Below are 19,632 nucleotides of genomic sequence, written 5' to 3' on the forward strand. Positions count from 1 at the left end.
ATTAAAACGAACCGCCGTATACGGAACCGTACGTACGGTGGTGTGAGAGGGTGATTTATTTCACCCTACTCGATTTGTATGAGGAAGGGGGAAGAAGAAAAAAAGGGTTGTGATGAGAGATGATGTGGATGAAGATGAGCAGATGAAAGTAGTTACTTAAGAAAAATTAAGATTTATTCGTTTTAAGAAGAGAAACGAGATTCAATAGGAAGATGTTGCGGAAAATAAAAAAAGTCTCTTAAATCGCTTAAAAACATCGATTTAGGAGACTTTAGATAGAAATACCTAATGTAAATAAGCAAAAAAGAGAGAAACTCTCTTTTTTTGTTTTTTATACTCTACGAATTCCTGTAATACTCTGTCCGTAAGAAGCCCATTCACTGACACCACTTACAATAACACCCATACTAGGATTTGCTGCATGAACCATCTGTCCACCACCAATGTAAATAGACACATGAGATCCGCCATCCCAAACGATGACATCTCCATACTGCATGTTGTTGTAAGAAACCGCAGAACCCATACCAGCCTGGCCATAACCAGATCTAGGTACGCTTACTCCGACTTGATTGTATGCATAGTAAATTAAACCTGAACAGTCGAATCCAGCAGGACTAGCACCACCCCATACGTAGTTATAACCTACATAAGAAGATGCAATTGATGCAGCAGAACCATTACCGGCATGACCAGCAGGGTTCAAATTTGCATTGTTATTCTTTTTTGGAGCTGAATAAGAAGTAGACGCTGCTGTTTCATAAGTTGTTGTTTCAGCTTTCGCTTTCTTCTTAATTTTCTTAGCTACACCCTTCTTATCGAATTTGTAACCATCTTTTTTCGTATCTGTGTAGGCATTTCCATTCTTACTGAAAAGGTACTTCTTACCTTTAATGGTCTGCCAACCTTTTAAACGATAGCCATACTTGTTATAGTACTGAATCATATCGTTTTCATGTGTCCAACCGGATTTTAAAGTACCGTTAGACTGGAAGTTATACTTTTTACCATCAATCTTAGTTTCACTTGTTGCCAGAGAACCATCTTCTTTGAAGTAGACTTTTTTACCATTCAGCTTCATCCAACCTTTCTGGATGTTGCCGTTAGCATCAAAGTTATAAGTCTTACCATCAATTTTCTGTTCACCGGTAACTTTTACACCATACTGGTTATAGTATGTAGTGTTTTCATCTTGCCATCCAAGTAACAGTTTTCCGTTTTTCTGGAAAGCGTACTTGTGACCATCAATCACCACGTCACCACTTACTCGTTCACCGTTTGCGTTGAAATAATAAGTGCTTTCGTTGATTGTTTTCCATCCTGTAACAGCTCTACCTTCATCATTCAGGTAGTAGACAGCACCTGTTTCTTCAAACAGCCAAGCTGTTTTAACTTTTCCATCTACCATGTAGACGCCATCGTGCCATCCGTCTGTATTGGATGCTGCATATACTGTTGTAACAGCAGAGAGCGCTGTAGCAATTCCTAAGACAAGAGCAACTTTTTTTGTGTTCTTTTCGATAAAGTTCATGTTATCACCTCGACATCAACGTCCTCATTGTAACAAAGACTTTTTAATCGTGCAACCCGCATTTTTTGAAAATCTTACGTTTTTGTCACTTTACGACCCCATTTGAAATCCGCATTTAACCGATGAACAAAGGCTTAATGACATTTTTTAAAATTCTTAAAATTTTTTTTATTTTTTTTTAAATTTGCCTGTTTTTTATTGACTTTCGACAAAAAAGCCCTATTTATCAGCTATTGCGTAAAAACCAGTAGGTAGAGCCGTTACTGGAAGGTACTCCCGTAATCGGATTTACTTGTACTTCCATGATATCATCACTTGGTTGATACCAGATATTTTTCTGATTTTTATACAGTGTGTTGATTGTATCCTGAAAGATCTTTTTACTGTTTGCATAATATTGTTTTGCCAGCTTGCGATTATCATCAAAGCCACACCATACCCCGATGACATATTCCGGATTGTACCCCATGACCAAGGAATCCCAATCACTCGTTCCAGATTTCGCAGCCATTGTCACTTTCGGCTGATAGCCATACATACTTGGAAACGCATAGCCTTTATTGCGAATATCAAAAGTTGAAGTCAGCAATTGTGAGAGCAGTAAAGTTTCATTTCGCTGCAGCATGCGTTTAGGAGTTGTCTTATGTTCATATAAAACTTTATCATCGCTTGTTACAGATGAAATCATCGTTGGTTTAACATAAAGCCCTTCAGAAGCAAACGTCGTATAAATGCGCGACAGCTCCAGTAAATTCATATTCACAGTGCCTAAGGCTTCACTTGGGTTTGGCTGTGATTGTTTAATGTCAAAATCCAATAGTGCTTGATGCAGGGTATCTTCACCTAAAAACAGATGAGTTTTAACGGCATAGATGTTGTCACTTAATGATATGGCATTGATCAATGAGATTTTTGCATTGGCATATTGATCATCATAATTGCTTGGGGCATAAGTTTCGTTGTTCGCAAGGCGAAAGGTTGTTTTCTGTGAAGTAAATTGTGTGGCTGGGGTAAAGCCCTGTTGTAAGGCACAGTAATATAACAGTGGTTTAATCGTGCTGGCAACTTGACGCGAAGACTGGCTGGCCCGGTTATATTGGGAAATGGTGTAATCCTTTCCTCCGGCAATTGCCAGGATATTACCAGTAAAGGGCTGAACGATGATACCTGCGGTTTCTAGTTCATCATTCATATCCATGTGAGCCCGTATGGATTTGTCTAAGGCCGCTTGTACATCTGGATCATAGTTTGTATGTACATGGATTTCTTGATCTAAGTCGATGGATAGTTCGTTGAGTTCTGCAATCACGGCATCAACGTAATATTCGTTCAGACCATTTTGACTATCTTTATGGTTTTGTGATAAGACCAGAGGTTCTTGGCGAGCTTGTGCTTCTTCAGCTTTTGTGATAACCCCATGTTCACGCATAAGTTTTAAAATGAGGTGTTGTCGCTTAATGGCATTCTCTTTGTGAAGGTATGGGGAATAAATACTGGGACCATTTGGAATACCTACTAGCATGGCCGTTTCCCCAACGCTTAAATCTTTCATATCGGAATCAAAGAAATAATGTGCAGCTGATTGTATGCCGTAAATGCCATGTCCAAAGTATGCCGTGTTTAAATAACCTTCTAAAATATCTTTTTTACTATATTGCATTTCTAGTCTTGTGGCATAGAAAAATTCTTGAATCTTGCGTGAAACCGTTTGTTCATTTGTCAGGAACAGATTTTTGGCATATTGTTGTGTGATCGTAGAACCCCCTTGCAGAATATCCCCATGTACCAGATTTGTTGATAAAGCTTTGATAATGCGAACTGGATCAAAACCGGCATGATAATAGAAGCGCTTATCTTCTACACTGATAAAGGCATCTTGTATGAATTCAGGAATATCGTCAATCGAAGTCCACTGCATATTTTTTTTAAAATTGGATTCATACATGACATTGCCATTGCAATCATAAATCGTGATATTTTTTCTTTGCTCATCCAGGGGCAATCTGTCTATGAAAGCATATGTGTATAACAAGATAAAAGCCGTAAGAATAAAAAAGATACTGCCAAAGATAATTCTGCGAAACCATTTCATAAGCGACACCTCTTTACGATATTAGTTTGAACATCTCCTTGTCTTTTAAACAAACTGATACAGAAAGACGTAGAACTATATATTCTATTAATAGAATATTATAAATATATATGTTGTTTCGTTTGTGCAGAAAAGTTATGCGTATAGAAGCAGGTAAAGCTTTTATATTTAAAAACAGGTTACATATGCAAAGGATGCATCTAATTTCTTTTTCTATAATCAATAAAAAGGATATATTCTAATAATGGAATATAGCGAAGAAGAATAGATTTGTCTAGAAAGAATTCACCACATGTGATATATAGGAATCAAAGCAACCGATATAACTGCATGACAGACATATATATTATAAGGAAGAGATTTTCTTATGCCCCTATATATTATAAGGAAGAGTTTTTGCTCTAAATTGCTCTATATAATATAAGGAAGACTTTTGCAAGAGAAGGTCCTATATATTATAAGGAAGAGAAATATGAAAAAAGGGCGTGCAAAAATAATCGCTATATAATATAAGGATAGGGAAAAGCCATAATAAAAAGTACTCAACTTGTATCCAAATGATGAAGATACCTCGTTTCAATTGGATAAATATGATAACGAAGTTTTGGAAAAGGTTAAAAAAATAAGATTTAATAAAACTTTCTACACTGCATATTATAAAAATAGAACATCCAATTATAGAATAATATTCCATGATTAGATTATCATGTTGAATAAAAAAGTAAGGGTAAGCACAAAATCATAAAAAAGTTTAAATTTCCATAAAAAAGGCTTGCACCTTAGCCTATTTCTGCTATAATGCTCATGATAAGTGGTGAAAGCATGAAAAAACACGTTACGTTAAAGCAGACACATCTGGGTACAAAGCAGAAAAACATTTTATTTAAAGGCTATTTAGAACTGTTGCCAGAGCAAGACAACATTTCTTTTCATTATATAGAGAGTGATCAAACAACCGTGGTGGAAGTGCGTGCAGAACAAGATAGTTTTTATCTAAAACGCAGTGGCGAAATGATAACTGAATTATGCTTTCGGGAGAATGAAAAAACAAGAGGAACGATCCGTTCGGAATATGGAACCATAGAACTTACATTATTTACGCATAAATATATTCAAAAGGATAATATTATCGCTGTAGAATATGATGTCATGGTGAATGGGGAAGTGAGCGACAGTTTTCGTTTCTTATGTACGATGAAGGAGGTTATGGCATGAATCAGATTGAAACAAACTTAAAGAAGGCGTTAGCAGATGCTGCTAAAAAAGCGTTTGATACAGAAGTGGAAATTGAAAAGATCGTAATTGAAATCCCTAAAGACAAAAGCCATGGTGATTATTCTACAAACCTGGCCATGCAACTGACAAGATTATTGAAAAACAATCCACGTGTCATTGCGGAAGCGTTGCAGCAAAACCTGGATATGGAAGCAGCTGCTATTGAACATTGCGAAATAGCCGGGCCGGGGTTTTTAAACTTCAAAATTAAAAATACATCTCTTGCACAGATTATTAAAACCGTATTGGCGCAAGGAGATAACTTTGGACATAACGAAACAGGAAATCATGAACGCGTAAATGTAGAATATGTTTCAGCGAACCCAACGGGTGATTTACACCTTGGTCATGCTCGTGGTGCTGCATGGGGTGACAGTATTACACGTTTAATGAAAGCAAGTGGTTATGATGTGACACGTGAGTATTATGTGAATGATGCCGGTAATCAGATTGTCAACTTGGGAAAATCGTTGCAGGCACGTTACCGTGAATACTTAGGTCTTCCATTTGTATTACCGGAAGATGGTTACCATGGCGAGGATGTTAGAAAGATTGCCGTTAAACTTGCGCAAACATATGGTCAGACGTATGCAGAAGAAAATGACGAAAATTTGAAGTTCTTTAAAGAAAAAGGCATCGCGTTTGAATTAGATAAGATTAAGTGCGATCTGGATAATTTCCGCGTTCATTTTGATGTTTGGAGCAGTGAACAAAAGATCAGAGATGATGGAAAAGTAGAAAAAGCCTTAGAAGTGTTGCATGAAAAAGGGCTGACCTATGAAGAAGAAGGTGCGCTTTGGTTTAAAACAACACAGTTTGGTGATGATAAAGATCGTGTTTTACGTAAAACTGACGGTTCTTATACATATCTGGTACCTGATATTGCATATCATAAGGATAAGTTAGACCGTGGTTTTGACTTACTTGTTGATTTGCTGGGGGCTGATCATCATGGCTATATCCCAAGATTAAAGGCTAGTATTCAGGCGTTAGGAAACGATCCTGAAAAATTGCAGGTAGATATCATCCAGATGGTTCGGCTTGTAGAAAACGGTGAAGAAGTGAAAATGAGTAAACGTTTAGGGAATGCGGTAACCATACGTGAACTCTGTGATGAGGTAGGCGTTGATGCTGTCCGTTATTTCTTTGTACAACGTGCCGTTGATACGCATCTGGATTTTGACCTTGGTCTGGCAAGAAAACAAAGCAATGACAATCCAGTATACTATGCACAGTATGCACATGCGAGAATATGCTCTATTTTACGTCAGGCACCTGATTTTAAGGAAGCAACAAACTATGATTTGCTGACGCATGAAAAAGAAATTTCATTGATGAAATATATCAATGAATTCACAAATGTCGTAAGTGATGCCGCTAAAACAAGAGCGCCACATAAAGTATGTAACTATATACAGAAACTGGCCCAGCATTTCCATAGTTTCTATAATGCATGTAAAGTTATTGACCCTGAGCATGAAGCGTTGTCCGCACAACGTCTGGCTCTTTTAAAAGCTACACGAATCACATTAAAAAATGCACTGTTTCTGATTGGTGTTGATGCCATTGAAAAAATGTAGGAGGAAAAGCGTTTACTATGAAAAAAGCAATGATTGATATAGCCTTCGATCTCATGAAAACTAAGAAAAAGGCTGTTACATTTTTAAAAATATGGGAGGAAGTCTGCCAGATTGCCGGTTTTACAAAACAACAAGAAGAGGATAATATCGCACAGTTCTACAGTGATTTGTCTCTTGACGATCGTTTTGTATGCGTAGGTGAAAACCGCTGGGATCTGCGTGAGCGTCACACATATCATGAAGTTGTTGTAGATACAGAAGAAATTCTGATTGACGAAGAAAGTGATGAAGAATTTGAACATGAAGCTGTGGCTGAGAAAACAGCGGATGAAGAATACTAAGCATGGGGTACCATGCTTTCTTTTGATATTATAGGCATTTTCAAAATTATATGGCAGAAAAGCTTTTCAAAAAGATAAAAATGAAGTAGAATAAGAGTGTAAAATTGACAAGGAGGAATTTAAAATGGCATTAGTTTCTGCAACAGAAATGCTTAACAAAGCACATGAAGGTCATTATGCTGTTGGTGCATTTAACATCAACAACATGGAATGGACGAAAGCAATCTTATTGGCAGCTGAGGAAGCAAAATCCCCAGTTATGTTAGGAGTATCTGAAGGTGCTGCTAAATACATGTGCGGATTTAAAACCGTAGTCGCTATGGTAAAAGAAATCCACGACAATTTGGGAATTACAGTTCCAGTTGCTCTGCACTTGGATCATGGTTCTTACGATGGTGCGAAAGCATGTATCGAAGCTGGTTTCACTTCAGTAATGTTTGATGGTTCTCATTATGCATTTGAAGAAAACTTAGAAAAATCAAAAGAAATGATCGAACTGGCTCATTCAAAAGGTTTATCTATTGAATGTGAAGTTGGTGGCATCGGTGGTGAAGAAGACGGTGTTACTTCCATGGGTGAATTAGCTGATCCTCAGGAATGTAAGACAATTGCTGAATTAGGCGTTGATTTCTTGGCTGCTGGTATCGGTAATATCCATGGTAAATATCCTGCAAATTGGGCTGGATTGAACTTTGAACGTCTGGGCGAAATCCAGAATGTTACAAATGGTAAGCCATTAGTATTACACGGTGGTTCAGGTATCCCTGCAGATCAGATCGCAAAAGCTATCTCTTTAGGTGTATCTAAGATTAACGTTAACACAGAATTACAGTTGGTTTTCGCAGCTGCAACTCGTGAATACATCGAAGCTGGTAAAGACACAGAAGGTAAAGGTTATGACCCTCGTAAATTGTTAAAACCAGGTGCTGATGCAATCAAAGCAAAAGTTATTGCTATGATGGAAGAATTTGGTTCTGCTGGTAAAGCTGAATAATATACAAATCAGAAAATGAAAAACACATCCTTTAAAGTGATGTGTTTTTATATGGTTGATTATGCAGATGGTAGATACTGTATAAGGGAAGATAACATAATAAGGCACCGCCAAAATTCAGAATGAAATCATCAATATCCATCGTACCGGTTAAGGTGAAAAACTGTGTTACTTCAACTGCGATTATGATACATGCTATACAGGGAAGATAACATCTAGCTTTCTTCATACATGGAAATAACTTTGGTAAAAAGAAGGAAAAAGGCATAAATGCAATGAAATTACCAAATAAATTGATAATAGCGATTTGATTGGAAATGGCTGGTATATCGAAAATAATCATCATCTGCTTAATGGTTTTAAAGGGCATAAGATTGGTTCCGTTTTCCCACTGTATCTGCAAGGCCGTTCCATAATTTCCATCCAACAGATTTACTTTATCGCGCGCAAAATCAGCTGAAAAAAATAACAAATAAGCCAATTGGAAGACATATACTAGAAACAGCAACATCCATATCTGATGTTGTGCATCATGGAGAATATCCTCGTTTTCATGAGTGTGGTAAAATATCCATGGGAGGATTCCCAACACGATGATAGAGCCAGTAATCATCAATATGGCATCGTTGGAAAAAGGTGTTTTAAACAAGAGCAGATATAAGGTATGAATCAGTCCGGCCGGTAAGATGCCGAACAGTAGAAAATCTATTATTTTTTGATGCTTTTGTACCATAAGAGTCCGCTCCTTTCATAGGACTTTATCATATAAGATTTTATGCGATGTTGCAAGATAAGAAACCTTAAACTTTTCTTAAAGCATATACAAATCATGAATCTGTAGTATAATATGCATGTGAGGTTTAAGATAATGAAATTATATACTTGTGAACAATGCCATGCCCCAATAAAACTAAGTATCCTAAAGGGGAATGTGCATATCGTCTGCCCATCTTGCCATCAGAAGTATCAATTGAATACGATGAGTGTTAAAAAATATATGCTCATACCATTCGTATCTGTGGCAATTGCTGTTAGTAGCAGTTTACAGCTCTTACAGGGGAAAACGATTGATGTTAAGTTTATTTATATATTAGGTGTTTCTTTCGTGAGTGCTGCACTCATGGAATGGCTATGTGTAAAAGCAGGTATCCTGCGTTATGAAAAAAGTGAAGAAATTGGGTGAAACTATGCAGAAAGTAAAGAAAAAAATAGGAACCTCAGTTCAGAAATATCGTTATATTGAAAAGAAAGATTTCGGTGACAGACTTCTTTCTTTTATGTTAGATGTGAGTGTAGCTTTATCTCCCATGATGTTATGGAATATTGTCATGCTTGCCGTCTTAGGAAGCTTAATGAGCTTTTCTGGTGTGAAAGTTGTGAATGTGATTGTCGGTGTCATGATGATCGGGTCCATTTTCTTTTTAAATACTATCATTTGTCGTAAAACAGGTGGACAGAGTCTGGGAATGTATTTATATGATTTTCAGCTTATCAGCATCAGTGGAAAGAAAGCGAATATTCGTCAGATGTATATGCGAGATCTTATTGGTTTTGCAATACCATTTGTAGTGTTGATGCTATTCACTAGTATTTTTGGTGTTATGGCATATTGGCTGTTAAATGGCATCGTGGTACTAGCGGACAAAAAACATCGCTCCTTAATTGATTTTCTGACACGTACCTGTGTGGTTAAAATCGTAGGTTCTACTTTTATAGCAGAGTCAGTAAAAGAAACGGTAAAACAACCATCGATTAGTGAAGCAGCTGCTCAGAAAACCGTTTCTATAAATAGCGTTGATTTGCATATTCATTCCAATTTCAGTATTGGTGCTGACTATAATATCGAAGAAATTTTTCAGAGCGCAAAACGTCAAGGACTTAAAACCATTTCGATCACAGATCTAAATACAACAAAATCAAATGCCATCGCTTTACGAATGAGTGAATTGTATGGAATACGTTATGTGAATGGTGTGGAAATTTTAGCCGATCTGCATGGGCATACAGTACATGTGCTTGGTTATTTTGTAGATTATCAAAATGAATTGTATAGAACGATTGAAAATGATGCTTTATTGGCGGAAAAACGTGCTAGTATACAGCGTGTGCGTCTATTTGAACAATATCTTGGAAAGCAAATCCATGTAGATGATTTGTTGGAAAATAACCGTTTTCAACAGATATCCGGTGAAATGATTGCACGTCATGTTTTAAATCATCCGCGTTTTCAAGACTGTGAGATAATAAAACCCTATTTATTAGGGAAAATGAAAAATCCTTATCACCAGTTAGCAACTGATTATTTTGCGCAAGGGAAACCATGTCATGTAAACGCAAAACATCCATCTTTACAGGACGTCTTAGATGTAATTTCCTTAAGTAATGGTATTGCCATCCTGGCAAATCCATATCCTTTATTTGAAAAAGATGAAAATCTCCTGATACTTGCATTACAGATGGGGATAGAAGGTTTGGAAGTATTCCGTCCAGATTATAAACGCAAAGAAATGGCAACGTTAATGCAATTGGCGAAAGATCGAAAATTGCTGATTACTTGTGGAAGTGATTTTTATAAAGAAGGTACGGGCAGAACAATTGGAGAGTGTCATTGTCCAAAAGAAGCAGAGCCACTCATCGATATGTTGCTTTACGCGAAAGAGTAAGAAGAGAGTAATCTCTTCTTTTTCATAAGATTTGTTTAGATGAGGCGATAGAAAGGAAAATCGAGGACTTTACATCTCATTATCAAAAAAGGAAGCTTTCAATATTCTTGTAAGGAGCAGTGCCATCTACATAAGCACACAGGTAAGGCTTTTATATCTTCATCTTTTTTCGTGATTTCGTTTTGAAAACCTTGCCAATGGGCAGAATATTCTATATAATGATAACTGATAGAAAGGTAAAGACAGGAAGAGTATTTTTATGAAAGCCTTACAGAGAGTGAATGGCTGGTGAAAATTCACAGGTGAAATAAAAAGAAGATGGCCCTGGAACCGTTTTTCTGAATAGTCAGGAAAAAACGTAGCATCGGCGTTAACGATGTTAAGGTGTACAGCAAGTACATAAATAAAGGTGGTACCACGAACTTTCGTCCTTTGGCGGAAGTTTTTTTTTTATAAGGAGGCGTATGTTATGTGTAAAGAATGTAAAAAAGGTAAATATTATATCACAACTGCAATTACGTATACATCCGGCAGACCACACATTGGGAATACATATGAAATTGTATTAACCGATGCCATTGCCAGATATAAACGTCAGCAAGGCTATGATGTGTTCTTCCAAACCGGAACGGATGAACATGGACAAAAGATTGAAGAAAAGGCAAAAGAAGCCGGTGTAACACCAAAGGAATTCGTAGATAAAGTTGCCGATATCGTACGTAAGAATTTTGATATGATGAATACTTCTTATGATTATTTTGTACGTACAACGGATGAAGGACATGAACGTCAAGTACAGAAAATCTTCAAAAAACTGTATGAACAAGGCGATATCTATAAAGGAAAATATGAAGGCATGTATTGTACTCCATGTGAATCTTTCTGGACCGAGAGTCAATTGATTGATGGAAAATGTCCGGATTGTGGCAGACCTGTACAAAAGGCAACAGAAGAAGCTTACTTCTTCAATTTGCAAAAATATGCACCTAAGCTAATCAAGCATATTGAGGAACATCCGGAATTCATTCAGCCAGAATCTCGTAAGAATGAAATGATCAATAACTTCTTAAAACCGGGATTACAGGATCTATGTGTTTCCCGTACATCTTTTAAATGGGGTATACCGGTAGACTTTGATCCAGATCATGTTGTGTATGTTTGGATTGATGCATTGAGTAACTATATCACTTCTCTGGGCTATGATGCTGATGGTAATCATGGCGAAAACTATAAGAAATATTGGCCGGCAGATGTGCATATCATAGGTAAGGATATTCTTCGTTTCCATACGATATATTGGCCAATCATGCTGATGGCCTTAGGGGAACCACTGCCAAAACAGGTGTTCGGTCATCCTTGGCTGTTGGTTGGCGATGGCAAGATGTCAAAATCAAAAGGCAATGCCATTTATGCGGATGAATTGGTCCACTATTTTGGTGTGGATGCGGTACGTTATTTCGTATTGCATGAGATGCCATTTGCACAGGATGGAACTATTACCTGGGATTTGATGGTAGAACGAATAAATTCTGATTTAGCAAATGTCTTGGGAAATCTGGTAAACCGTACGATTTCTATGCAGAATAAATATTTTAATGGTGTGATTTCTAATCCATTAGAACGCGAGGATATTGATAAGGAACTAATGGACTTAGCGTTGGATACACCAAAACGAGTAGCTAAGAAAATGGAAACATTGCATGTCGGTGATGCCATTGAAGAAATCTTTACTTTATTAAAGCGTTGCAATAAATATATTGATGAAACAACACCTTGGGTATTAGGTAAAGATGAAAGTAAGAAAGATCGCTTGGCAACTGTATTGTACAACCTATTGGAAAGCATTCGTATTGCCGCTGTCTTACTAAGCAGCTTTATGCCGGAAACTGCTGAAAAAATTCTGGATGAATTAAGTACATCAGAGCGTTCAGCTGAAAGTCTGGAAGAATTCGGTAATTTGGAATGTGGACATACAGTAGATGCGAAACCAGAAATTCTGTTTGCCCGTATCGATGTCAAAGAATTTATGGAAACCTTAGAAAAGGATAAAGCAAAAGAAGCAAAGGAAGCTGCTAAAGCAAGCAAAAAAGCAGAAAAGAAAGAAGCAATTGAACCTTCTGAAATCACTATTGATGATTTCACAAAGATTGAATTAAAGGTAGGTACGATTATTGCGGCCGAAAAACATCCGAAAGCGGATCGTTTGCTTGTTGAACAAATCGATTTGGGAACAGAAACACGTCAGATCGTCAGTGGTATCGCAAAAACATTTGAACCAAAAGATGTCATTGGTAAAAAAGTCGTTGTCGTCAGCAATCTGAAACCGGTGAAATTGCGTGGAGTAGAGAGTCAGGGTATGATTCTTTGCGCAAGCAATGATAAGGATTTAGATATTGTGACAATTTTAAAAGATTTGCCAAATGGAACGAAGGTGAGCTAATTGGATAGCAAGTATGTGATGTTGTCAATGGGAACGGATATCTTATTGATTTTTATCTCCATCTATTTTATTTATCATGGAGTACACACGGATCAAATCGTTTTTTCCGTTATAGCGGCTGTTTTATTGATTATCGCAGTGATTCGTCTGATTATCTTTGCAATTGCTTTTATGAAGCATGGAGATGAATAAGGCTATATGGATGTGAAACAAAAAACCGCATTGTATAGCGCTGCAGTTGTTTTGATGATAGCCGGTGGTGGCTTTCTCTTAAAAGGGCTGTCCTCTAGTAACATCGCATTTCTTTTGATTGGTAGTATTTTATTGGCTATGGGAATTGCCAGATATCTCATGGTGAAAAAACTTATGAAGGAGCATGAAGATTGATCGTCTTTGTGCTTCTTTTTTTATTATTTTTAATTGTTATGGAAAATCTTATTGTGATGTAGAAGGAACAATTATTTCTTACGATAATTTCAATATCTTAGTTTCGCCGTCAAAAAAATTGATAATTTGTGAATTAGCTAAGTTCCGTTATCACTTTTCATCATCTGTTGTTAGTAAGAAATAGGCTTACAAATGATAATAGCTTAAAGGCGATTGAAGAGAAATATAAAAGAAATACATATCGATCCTTGACAGATATGAAAATATGGTATACTGTATTAGTGTACTAGATACAGTAATACAGTTGGAGGTGAGATGATGTTTCTCATAGATGTACAAAGTAAAACGCCAATATTTGAACAATTAAAAAAACAGATATTGGAATTTATCTCCATTCAGGTCTTGTCACCTAATGACAAGTTACCCTCTGTACGTTCGCTTGCATCACAATTAGGTGTAAATCCCAATACGGTTGCCAAGGCATATCAGGAATTGGAAACACAAGGCTATATTTATACCGTGAAAGGGAAAGGCTGCTTTATCTCAGATAATGATACAGACGCACAGATTCGCTTAGAAAAAATGAAGGAATTTAAAGATAAGGTAAAAGAAATGAAGAAATATCATATTGGGAAAGATGGTCTTTATCAGACAATCAATGAAGTTTATGAGGAGGAATATCATGATTGAAATAAAAGCGTTATCTAAAAATTTTGGTTCTCATATCGTGTTAACAGATGTAAATCTGAACATTCCGGATGGTAGTGTATTTGGTTTGATCGGGCCCAATGGTGCCGGAAAATCTACATTGCTGCGCATATTGTCAGGAATCGTGAAACCGGATGTCGGTGGGGTTTTGTATGATGGAAACAATGTATATGAAAACCCTGAAGTAAAACAAAATATCCTAATGATCAGTGATGATCCACATTATTTCTTCCATGCCAGCATAGCAGATATGAAAGAATTTTATAAAGTATGGTATCCGCAATTCAATGAACGTATTTATCATCAGTTTCTTTCAATCTTTAAATTAGATGAGAAAAAACCGATGGCAGATTTCTCCAAAGGTATGAAGCGACAAGCTTTTATTGCCATTGCGCTTGCGATTGCACCTAAATATTTATTTTTAGATGAAGCCTTTGATGGGTTAGATCCTATTATGCGTCTTACCTTTAAACGAGCTATCATGGAAATGATTGAAGAAAAAGAAATGACCGTGATTATCAGCTCACACAATTTACGAGAGATGGAGGATATTTGTGATAGCTTTGGTATTTTGGAAAATGGGAACATTTCTACCAGTGGTGATTTAGATACAACAAAGGATAATATCCATAAGATTCAACTGGCTTTCCCAAAAGAAAAAGAGAAAGAAGACTTTGCTCAGCTTGATCTGTTATCCATTCATATTCAATCCAAAGTCGTGAATCTTGTCGCAAAAGGCAATATTGATAAGATTCAGAATTATTTAAAAACCATGAATCCATTGATGATGGAAATACTGCCGGTGAATTTAGAAGAAATCTTTATTTATGAAATGGAGAGAAAGGGGTATGGTCTGTATGAATAAGCTCTTTAATCAACAATATTTCAAATATTTATATAAAAGTAATCGACGCCTGCTTATTCTGATCTGGGCAATCTTATTTATTTGTATCTGTTTCTTTACTACCATTTTCACGATAAATGATTTTACTGCTTACAGCGAAGTACAAACATTTGTCACTGCAATGAGTGGGTTCTGTGGTATTAGTATTTCGATGTTTGTGCCAATTTATTTCTTTCGCTTCCTTTATCGGAAACGCAGCTGTGATTTATATTTCGGCTTGCCGATTCGTAAAAAGGAATTATTCTCTACAACCTTTCTCTTTGGCTATCTGGCTATCCTGATCCCGATTGCAGTATACTTTTTATCAACTTCGATCATTGCCAGCCAATTCATGAATGTGTTATCCTCAACAATCTTAATGAACATCAAGGTCATGGGTTTCTTTGCTATCTTCATGTTATGTATACAAGCTATCATTTGCTTTTTGTGTATTCGATGTAACACGATGATGGATGCTTTATTTATTAGTGGAACTTATGTGATTTTACCTTTTATCTTATACATTTCGATGAACATCTTCTTAAAGGAACAGGTAAATGTCATCACACTAGGCTATGGGAACTATATAGAATATATCTTTAATACAGATACTATTTTAACGTTTCTAAGTCTTCCTTATGCGGCATTGCGAAATGTAGCTTACCTTTTTGATTATTCACCAGATTGGTTATCCATCTTTTATTGGATCATCCTCTGTGCGATTGCTCTTTATTTCGCCTATCACTATTTTATCAATCGAAAAGCTGAAGATAGTGAGCAGCGTACAACATTCTGGTTGGGCTATTCATTCATTATTCTTATCGTAACCTTCTGTATGATTCTAGCTGTCCAAACAGCGAGAGGTGTTTCTCTGCTTGTCGGGTTAACGATTATATTCTTTATGTATTTATTCCTTGTTTTCTTTTCAAAAAGGAAAATCGTCTTAAATATAAAAACGATTACTGTCTTTGTCGGTCTGCTTATTGGCAGTGCAGCATTTGGTCAGGCATTCCAATATACACATGGCTTTGGCGTAGTACAAGAATTACCACAGTTGGAAAAAGTAAGTTCGGTAAATATAGAAGTTGTAATGAGCCAAGAAATTAACCATAATAAAACGACTATAAATGGACTTTCCTTAGTAGGTAAGACAAAGAATGAAACGTTAAATAAAAGCATCTATGAGCTGCACAATGATGTGCTAGATGTCTGCACAGATAAGCATGAGGGTGGCTCAACACAAATTACCTTCCTATATACGTATCGTAACGGACGATATATGAGTCGAACTTATAGTATAGGAGATGCTGTAACAAAGGGAATCATCCTACCTAAATTTGATGAATATCATGAAGAGGCTAAGCAAGGTAAGATCAACGCATCCGTAGACTATACGTATACTGTTTCAAATGATGTGATAAATTATTAATGAATTCTGCCATAAGCCTTTCTTATGATGATTATGAAGAGGGGAATGGCTATAAAAATTTAATGTATTTTACCATCTTTTTCGCGAGAAACACTTGCGATTTGAAAAAAGTGTTGCTATAATGGTATAGCACTTACTTTGGACCCACCTGAGGTCTAAGGCGGAAGGAGAGTAAAATTATGAAAAAAGGAATTCACCCAGAATACCACCGTATCATGGTGAAATGTACTTCTTGTGGAGCTGAATTTGAAACAGGTTCAACAGCGAAAGAATTACGTGTTGATACTTGCTCAAACTGTCATCCATTCTTCACTGGTCGTCAGAGATTTGCTGCTGCCCAGGGACGTATCGAGAAGTTTAACAAGAAATACGGACTTAAATAAGAACACACATAAAAAAGAGGGTAACCTCTTTTTTTCTTTCATAGGGAAGCCTAGCCTTTCATAATTGAATGGTATTGAGGCAATTGTTTCCAATCAATAAGCAGATGTTACATATTGAAAAAGTATTTGGGAAATATGATAATTTCTTATGTTTATTTCTACCATTTCCCACATAAATTCGTTATAATAGATACTGTTGTAATGAGGTGAAAAGATATGTATCAACAATATCGTGAAGGGTGGCTGGAAGTCATCAGTGGCTGTATGTTTGCAGGAAAAACAGAAGAATTGATTCGTAGAATCAAGGTGTTGGAATATGCTAAGAAAAAAATAGCTGTTTTTAAACCGAAGATTGATAATCGTTATAGTGAGGAATGCGTTGTATCACATGCCGGAAGCAGTGTAAAAAGCTTTAACATCAGTAAGGCAAGAGAAATTTTTGATTACATAGATGACAGTTATGATGTAATTGCTATTGATGAAGTACAGTTTTTCGATGAAGAAATTGTGCAGATTTGTGACTATTTTGCTGATCGCGGCAAGCGTGTCATGGCGGCTGGATTAGATATGGATTTTCGCGGTGTTCCATTTAGTGTTATGCCGGAATTATTCACGCACGCGGAATTTGTTACGAAACTGACTGCTGTTTGTACAAAGTGTGGAGCACCTGCTACACGGACACAGCGTTTGGTAAATGGTAAGCCTGCAAGTTATGATGATCCTATTATCGTTGTGGGAGCCAGTGAACAATATGAGGCTAGATGTCGTCATTGTCATGAGGTAGAAGGACGACCTCAAATACATGTAGAAATGAAGAAATAAGAAAAGATGAGCGTTTGATTTATTAATTTGATAACGTTCATCTTTTTAAATGTCTTTGTCATTTGACTTTTTTTGTTTTAGATAATTCATGATAAGAAATTTACGTTTTTCACTTGTTTGTGTCGTATATAAAAAGGAAGGAGGTCTAACTAATGGCACATATTGAGTGTGGCGTAGTTATGGGAGGAAATGACAGTGGATTTGGTATATTTATTTATCTTTCTGCTAATATGGATTGAATATCTGCGTACTAGCAGATAATTGATTTATTGAAGCGTAAGATAGCCCCGCCGTGGTCCTTATCACACGAGCAGGTTTCCATTAGCCATTCTCTCATTGTCCTGAACTCCTTTAAGCGTCAAAAAGGGAACGACCACCATCGTTCCCTTTCCTTTGCCCGAAGGCATTGTCCTGATGACTATATTTTACTGATTTCCTATAGTTTGTCAAGATAAAGTAGTCGTATTTAAAAAAATGATTTCTTTTCTTCATCTTTACGTTTTTTATTCGCTCGTGTCGTATATAAAAAGGAAGGAGGTCTAACTAATGGCACATATTGAGTGTGGCGTAGTTATGGGAGGAAATGACAGTGGATTTGGTATATTTATTTATCTTTCTACTGATATGGATCGAATATCTGCGCACTAGCAGATAATTGATTTATTGAAGTGTAAGATAGCCCCGCCGTGGTCCTTATCACACGAGCAGGTTTCCATTAGCCATTCTCTCATTGTCCTGAACTCCTTTAAACGTCAAAAAGGGAACGACCACGAATCGTTCCCTTTCCTTTGCCCGAGGGCATTGTCCTGATGACTATATTTTACTGATTTTCAATAATTTGTCAAGACAATAAAGGAGGGTTCAGAAAAAATAAGCTCTTTTCATATTCTTTACGTTTTTCACTCGTTTATGTCGTATATAAAAAGGAAGGAGGTCTAACTAATGGCACATATTGAGTGTGGCGTAGTTATGGGAGGAAATGACAGTGGATTTGGTATATTTATTTATCTTTCTGCTGATATGGATCGAATATCTGCGCACTAGCAGATAATTGATTTATCGAAGCGTAAGATAGCCCTGTTGCGGTCCTTATCACACATTCAGGTTTCCATTAGCCATTCTCTCATTGTCCTGAACTCCTTTTTACGTCAAAAAGGGAACGATTCGAGGTCGTTCCCTTTCCTTTGCCCGAGGGCATTGTCCTGATGACTATATTTTACTGATTTTCAATAATTTGTCAAGACAATAAAGGAGGGTTCAGAAAAAATAAGCTCTTTTCATATTCTTTACGTTTTTCACTCGTTTATGTCGTATATAAATTGAAGGAGGTCTAACTAATGGCACATATTGAGTGTGGCGTAGTTATGGGAGGAAATGACAGTGGATTTGGTATATTTATTTATCTTTCTGCTGATATGGATTGAATATCTGCGTACTAGCAGATAATTGATTTATTGAAGTGTAAAATAGCCCTGTTGTGGTCCTTATCACACATACAGGTTTCCATTAGCCATTCTCTCATTGTCCTGAACTCCTTTAAACGTCAAAAAGGGAACGACCGAGAATCGTTCCCTTTCCTTTGCCCGAAGGCATTGTCCTGATGACTATATTTTACTGATTTTCAATAATTTGTCAAGATAATAAAGGTGGATTTAAAAGGTGGTTTTAGAAAAATAAACTCTTTTCATTTTCTTTATGTTTTTTACTCGCTCGTGTCGTATATAAAAAGGAAGGAGGTCTAACTAATGGCACATATTGAGTGTGGCGTAGTTATGGGAGGAAATGACAGTGGATTTGGTATATTTATTTATCTTTCTGCTGATATGGATCGAATACCTGCGTACTAGCAGATAATTGATTTATTGAAGCGTAAGATAGCCCTGCCGTGGTCCTTATCACACGAGCAGGTTTCCATTAGCCATTCTCTCATTGTCCTGAACTCCTTTAAACGTCAAAAAGGGAACGATACTCGGTCGTTCCCTTTTCTTTGCCCGAAGGCATTGTCCTGATGACTATATTTTACTGATTTTTATTAATTTGTCAAGATGAAATCAACTGTGTTTTTTAGTAATAGCTTTATTTATTTTATTAAACATTCTCCATT

At 36.6% G+C, this 19,632-nt stretch carries 17 protein-coding genes and 1 other annotated feature; of the genes, 14 read left to right on the forward strand and 3 right to left on the reverse strand.

Annotated features, from left to right (window positions below):
- Nucleotides 1-331 precede the first annotated feature (331 nt).
- Together ACESSZ_RS14290 and ACESSZ_RS14295 are read right to left on the reverse strand one after the other, a co-directional pair.
- Nucleotides 332-1,531 carry a C40 family peptidase gene (locus ACESSZ_RS14290; protein ID WP_008691209.1) on the reverse strand — a complete coding sequence of 400 codons (1,200 nt, stop codon included), beginning with the start codon at nt 1,529-1,531 and terminating at the stop codon, nt 332-334.
- Between the two features lie 226 nt (nt 1,532-1,757).
- Complete coding sequence (locus ACESSZ_RS14295) at nt 1,758-3,623, reverse strand: transglycosylase domain-containing protein (protein ID WP_008691212.1); 1,866 nt, start codon at nt 3,621-3,623, stop codon at nt 1,758-1,760.
- An 822-nt stretch (nt 3,624-4,445) separates the two neighbouring features.
- Here ACESSZ_RS14295 and ACESSZ_RS14300 point away from each other — a divergent pair.
- The 4 genes from ACESSZ_RS14300 to fba all read left to right on the forward strand — a co-directional run bounded on the left by ACESSZ_RS14300 (nt 4,446) and on the right by fba (nt 7,813).
- Entirely contained in the window at nt 4,446-4,838 is a 393-nt protein-coding gene (locus tag ACESSZ_RS14300; RefSeq protein ID WP_017144535.1) for a DUF1934 family protein, read from the forward strand.
- Nucleotides 4,835-6,478 (forward strand): arginine--tRNA ligase, encoded by a 1,644-nt coding sequence (gene argS / locus ACESSZ_RS14305; RefSeq protein WP_008691214.1) that lies wholly within the window; start codon nt 4,835-4,837, stop codon nt 6,476-6,478. Before ACESSZ_RS14300 ends, argS begins: the two co-directional genes overlap by 4 nt.
- A gap of 17 nt (nt 6,479-6,495) precedes the next feature.
- Nucleotides 6,496-6,819 carry a DNA-directed RNA polymerase subunit delta gene (gene rpoE / locus ACESSZ_RS14310; protein WP_008691215.1) on the forward strand — a complete coding sequence of 108 codons (324 nt, stop codon included), beginning with the start codon at nt 6,496-6,498 and terminating at the stop codon, nt 6,817-6,819.
- 124 nt (nt 6,820-6,943) lie between these two features.
- Complete coding sequence (gene fba, locus ACESSZ_RS14315) at nt 6,944-7,813, forward strand: class II fructose-1,6-bisphosphate aldolase (RefSeq protein WP_008691216.1); 870 nt, start codon at nt 6,944-6,946, stop codon at nt 7,811-7,813.
- 31 nt (nt 7,814-7,844) lie between these two features.
- Here the strand turns inward: fba and ACESSZ_RS14320 are convergent, their stop codons facing one another.
- Nucleotides 7,845-8,546, reverse strand: a complete 702-nt coding sequence (locus tag ACESSZ_RS14320) for a VanZ family protein (protein ID WP_008691217.1) — start codon at nt 8,544-8,546, stop codon at nt 7,845-7,847.
- Between the two features lie 135 nt (nt 8,547-8,681).
- Between ACESSZ_RS14320 and ACESSZ_RS14325 the strand changes: the two genes are divergently transcribed.
- The 10 genes from ACESSZ_RS14325 (at nt 8,682) to ACESSZ_RS14370 (ending at nt 17,528) form a co-directional block, all read left to right on the forward strand.
- Entirely contained in the window at nt 8,682-8,996 is a 315-nt protein-coding gene (locus tag ACESSZ_RS14325; RefSeq protein ID WP_008691218.1) for a hypothetical protein, read from the forward strand.
- Nucleotides 8,971-10,476 carry an RDD family protein gene (locus tag ACESSZ_RS14330; RefSeq protein ID WP_008691219.1) on the forward strand — a complete coding sequence of 502 codons (1,506 nt, stop codon included), beginning with the start codon at nt 8,971-8,973 and terminating at the stop codon, nt 10,474-10,476. Before ACESSZ_RS14325 ends, ACESSZ_RS14330 begins: the two co-directional genes overlap by 26 nt.
- A 230-nt stretch (nt 10,477-10,706) precedes the next feature.
- Nucleotides 10,707-10,912, forward strand: a binding site (T-box leader).
- Nucleotides 10,886-12,916, forward strand: coding sequence for a methionine--tRNA ligase (gene metG, locus ACESSZ_RS14335; RefSeq protein ID WP_226897131.1), 2,031 nt, complete (start codon nt 10,886-10,888; stop codon nt 12,914-12,916). Its footprint overlaps the feature before it by 27 nt.
- Nucleotides 12,917-13,108 (forward strand): hypothetical protein, encoded by a 192-nt coding sequence (locus ACESSZ_RS14340; RefSeq protein WP_008977731.1) that lies wholly within the window; start codon nt 12,917-12,919, stop codon nt 13,106-13,108.
- A 6-nt stretch (nt 13,109-13,114) separates the two neighbouring features.
- Nucleotides 13,115-13,303 carry a hypothetical protein gene (locus tag ACESSZ_RS14345; RefSeq protein ID WP_008691222.1) on the forward strand — a complete coding sequence of 63 codons (189 nt, stop codon included), beginning with the start codon at nt 13,115-13,117 and terminating at the stop codon, nt 13,301-13,303.
- Nucleotides 13,304-13,621: 318 nt separating this feature from the next.
- A complete protein-coding gene (locus tag ACESSZ_RS14350; RefSeq protein ID WP_008691224.1) occupies nt 13,622-13,993 on the forward strand; it encodes a GntR family transcriptional regulator in 372 nt (123 codons plus the stop codon).
- A complete protein-coding gene (locus tag ACESSZ_RS14355) occupies nt 13,986-14,876 on the forward strand; it encodes an ABC transporter ATP-binding protein (RefSeq protein WP_008691225.1) in 891 nt (296 codons plus the stop codon). Before ACESSZ_RS14350 ends, ACESSZ_RS14355 begins: the two co-directional genes overlap by 8 nt.
- On the forward strand, nt 14,869-16,323 hold the full coding sequence (locus ACESSZ_RS14360; protein ID WP_226897130.1) for an ABC transporter permease: 1,455 nt from the start codon (nt 14,869-14,871) through the stop codon (nt 16,321-16,323). Before ACESSZ_RS14355 ends, ACESSZ_RS14360 begins: the two co-directional genes overlap by 8 nt.
- Before the next feature lie 179 nt (nt 16,324-16,502).
- On the forward strand, nt 16,503-16,706 hold the full coding sequence (gene rpmE / locus ACESSZ_RS14365; protein ID WP_008691228.1) for a 50S ribosomal protein L31: 204 nt from the start codon (nt 16,503-16,505) through the stop codon (nt 16,704-16,706).
- Between the two features lie 216 nt (nt 16,707-16,922).
- On the forward strand, nt 16,923-17,528 hold the full coding sequence (locus tag ACESSZ_RS14370) for a thymidine kinase (RefSeq protein ID WP_008691231.1): 606 nt from the start codon (nt 16,923-16,925) through the stop codon (nt 17,526-17,528).
- Nucleotides 17,529-19,632 lie beyond the last annotated feature (2,104 nt).

This window comes from Eubacterium sp. 3_1_31 (genome assembly GCF_964249515.1).
GTDB lineage: Bacteria > Bacillota_I > Bacilli_A > Erysipelotrichales > Erysipelotrichaceae > Longicatena > Longicatena caecimuris.

Bases quoted from the DNA above. Each gene is read 5' to 3' on its own strand.
- ACESSZ_RS14355 (WP_008691225.1), top strand. From the start codon at position 13,986: ATGATTGAAATAAAAGCGTTATCTAAAAATTTTGGTTCTCATATCGTG.
- ACESSZ_RS14300 (WP_017144535.1), top strand. From the start codon at position 4,446: ATGAAAAAACACGTTACGTTAAAGCAGACACATCTGGGTACAAAGCAG.
- ACESSZ_RS14325 (WP_008691218.1), top strand. From the start codon at position 8,682: ATGAAATTATATACTTGTGAACAATGCCATGCCCCAATAAAACTAAGT.
- ACESSZ_RS14320 (WP_008691217.1), bottom strand. From the start codon at position 8,546: ATGGTACAAAAGCATCAAAAAATAATAGATTTTCTACTGTTCGGCATC.
- ACESSZ_RS14295 (WP_008691212.1), bottom strand. From the start codon at position 3,623: ATGAAATGGTTTCGCAGAATTATCTTTGGCAGTATCTTTTTTATTCTT.
- ACESSZ_RS14330 (WP_008691219.1), top strand. From the start codon at position 8,971: ATGAAAAAAGTGAAGAAATTGGGTGAAACTATGCAGAAAGTAAAGAAA.
- fba (WP_008691216.1), top strand. From the start codon at position 6,944: ATGGCATTAGTTTCTGCAACAGAAATGCTTAACAAAGCACATGAAGGT.
- ACESSZ_RS14360 (WP_226897130.1), top strand. From the start codon at position 14,869: ATGAATAAGCTCTTTAATCAACAATATTTCAAATATTTATATAAAAGT.
- ACESSZ_RS14345 (WP_008691222.1), top strand. From the start codon at position 13,115: ATGGATGTGAAACAAAAAACCGCATTGTATAGCGCTGCAGTTGTTTTG.
- argS (WP_008691214.1), top strand. From the start codon at position 4,835: ATGAATCAGATTGAAACAAACTTAAAGAAGGCGTTAGCAGATGCTGCT.
- rpoE (WP_008691215.1), top strand. From the start codon at position 6,496: ATGAAAAAAGCAATGATTGATATAGCCTTCGATCTCATGAAAACTAAG.
- rpmE (WP_008691228.1), top strand. From the start codon at position 16,503: ATGAAAAAAGGAATTCACCCAGAATACCACCGTATCATGGTGAAATGT.
- ACESSZ_RS14290 (WP_008691209.1), bottom strand. From the start codon at position 1,531: ATGAACTTTATCGAAAAGAACACAAAAAAAGTTGCTCTTGTCTTAGGA.
- ACESSZ_RS14350 (WP_008691224.1), top strand. From the start codon at position 13,622: ATGTTTCTCATAGATGTACAAAGTAAAACGCCAATATTTGAACAATTA.
- ACESSZ_RS14370 (WP_008691231.1), top strand. From the start codon at position 16,923: ATGTATCAACAATATCGTGAAGGGTGGCTGGAAGTCATCAGTGGCTGT.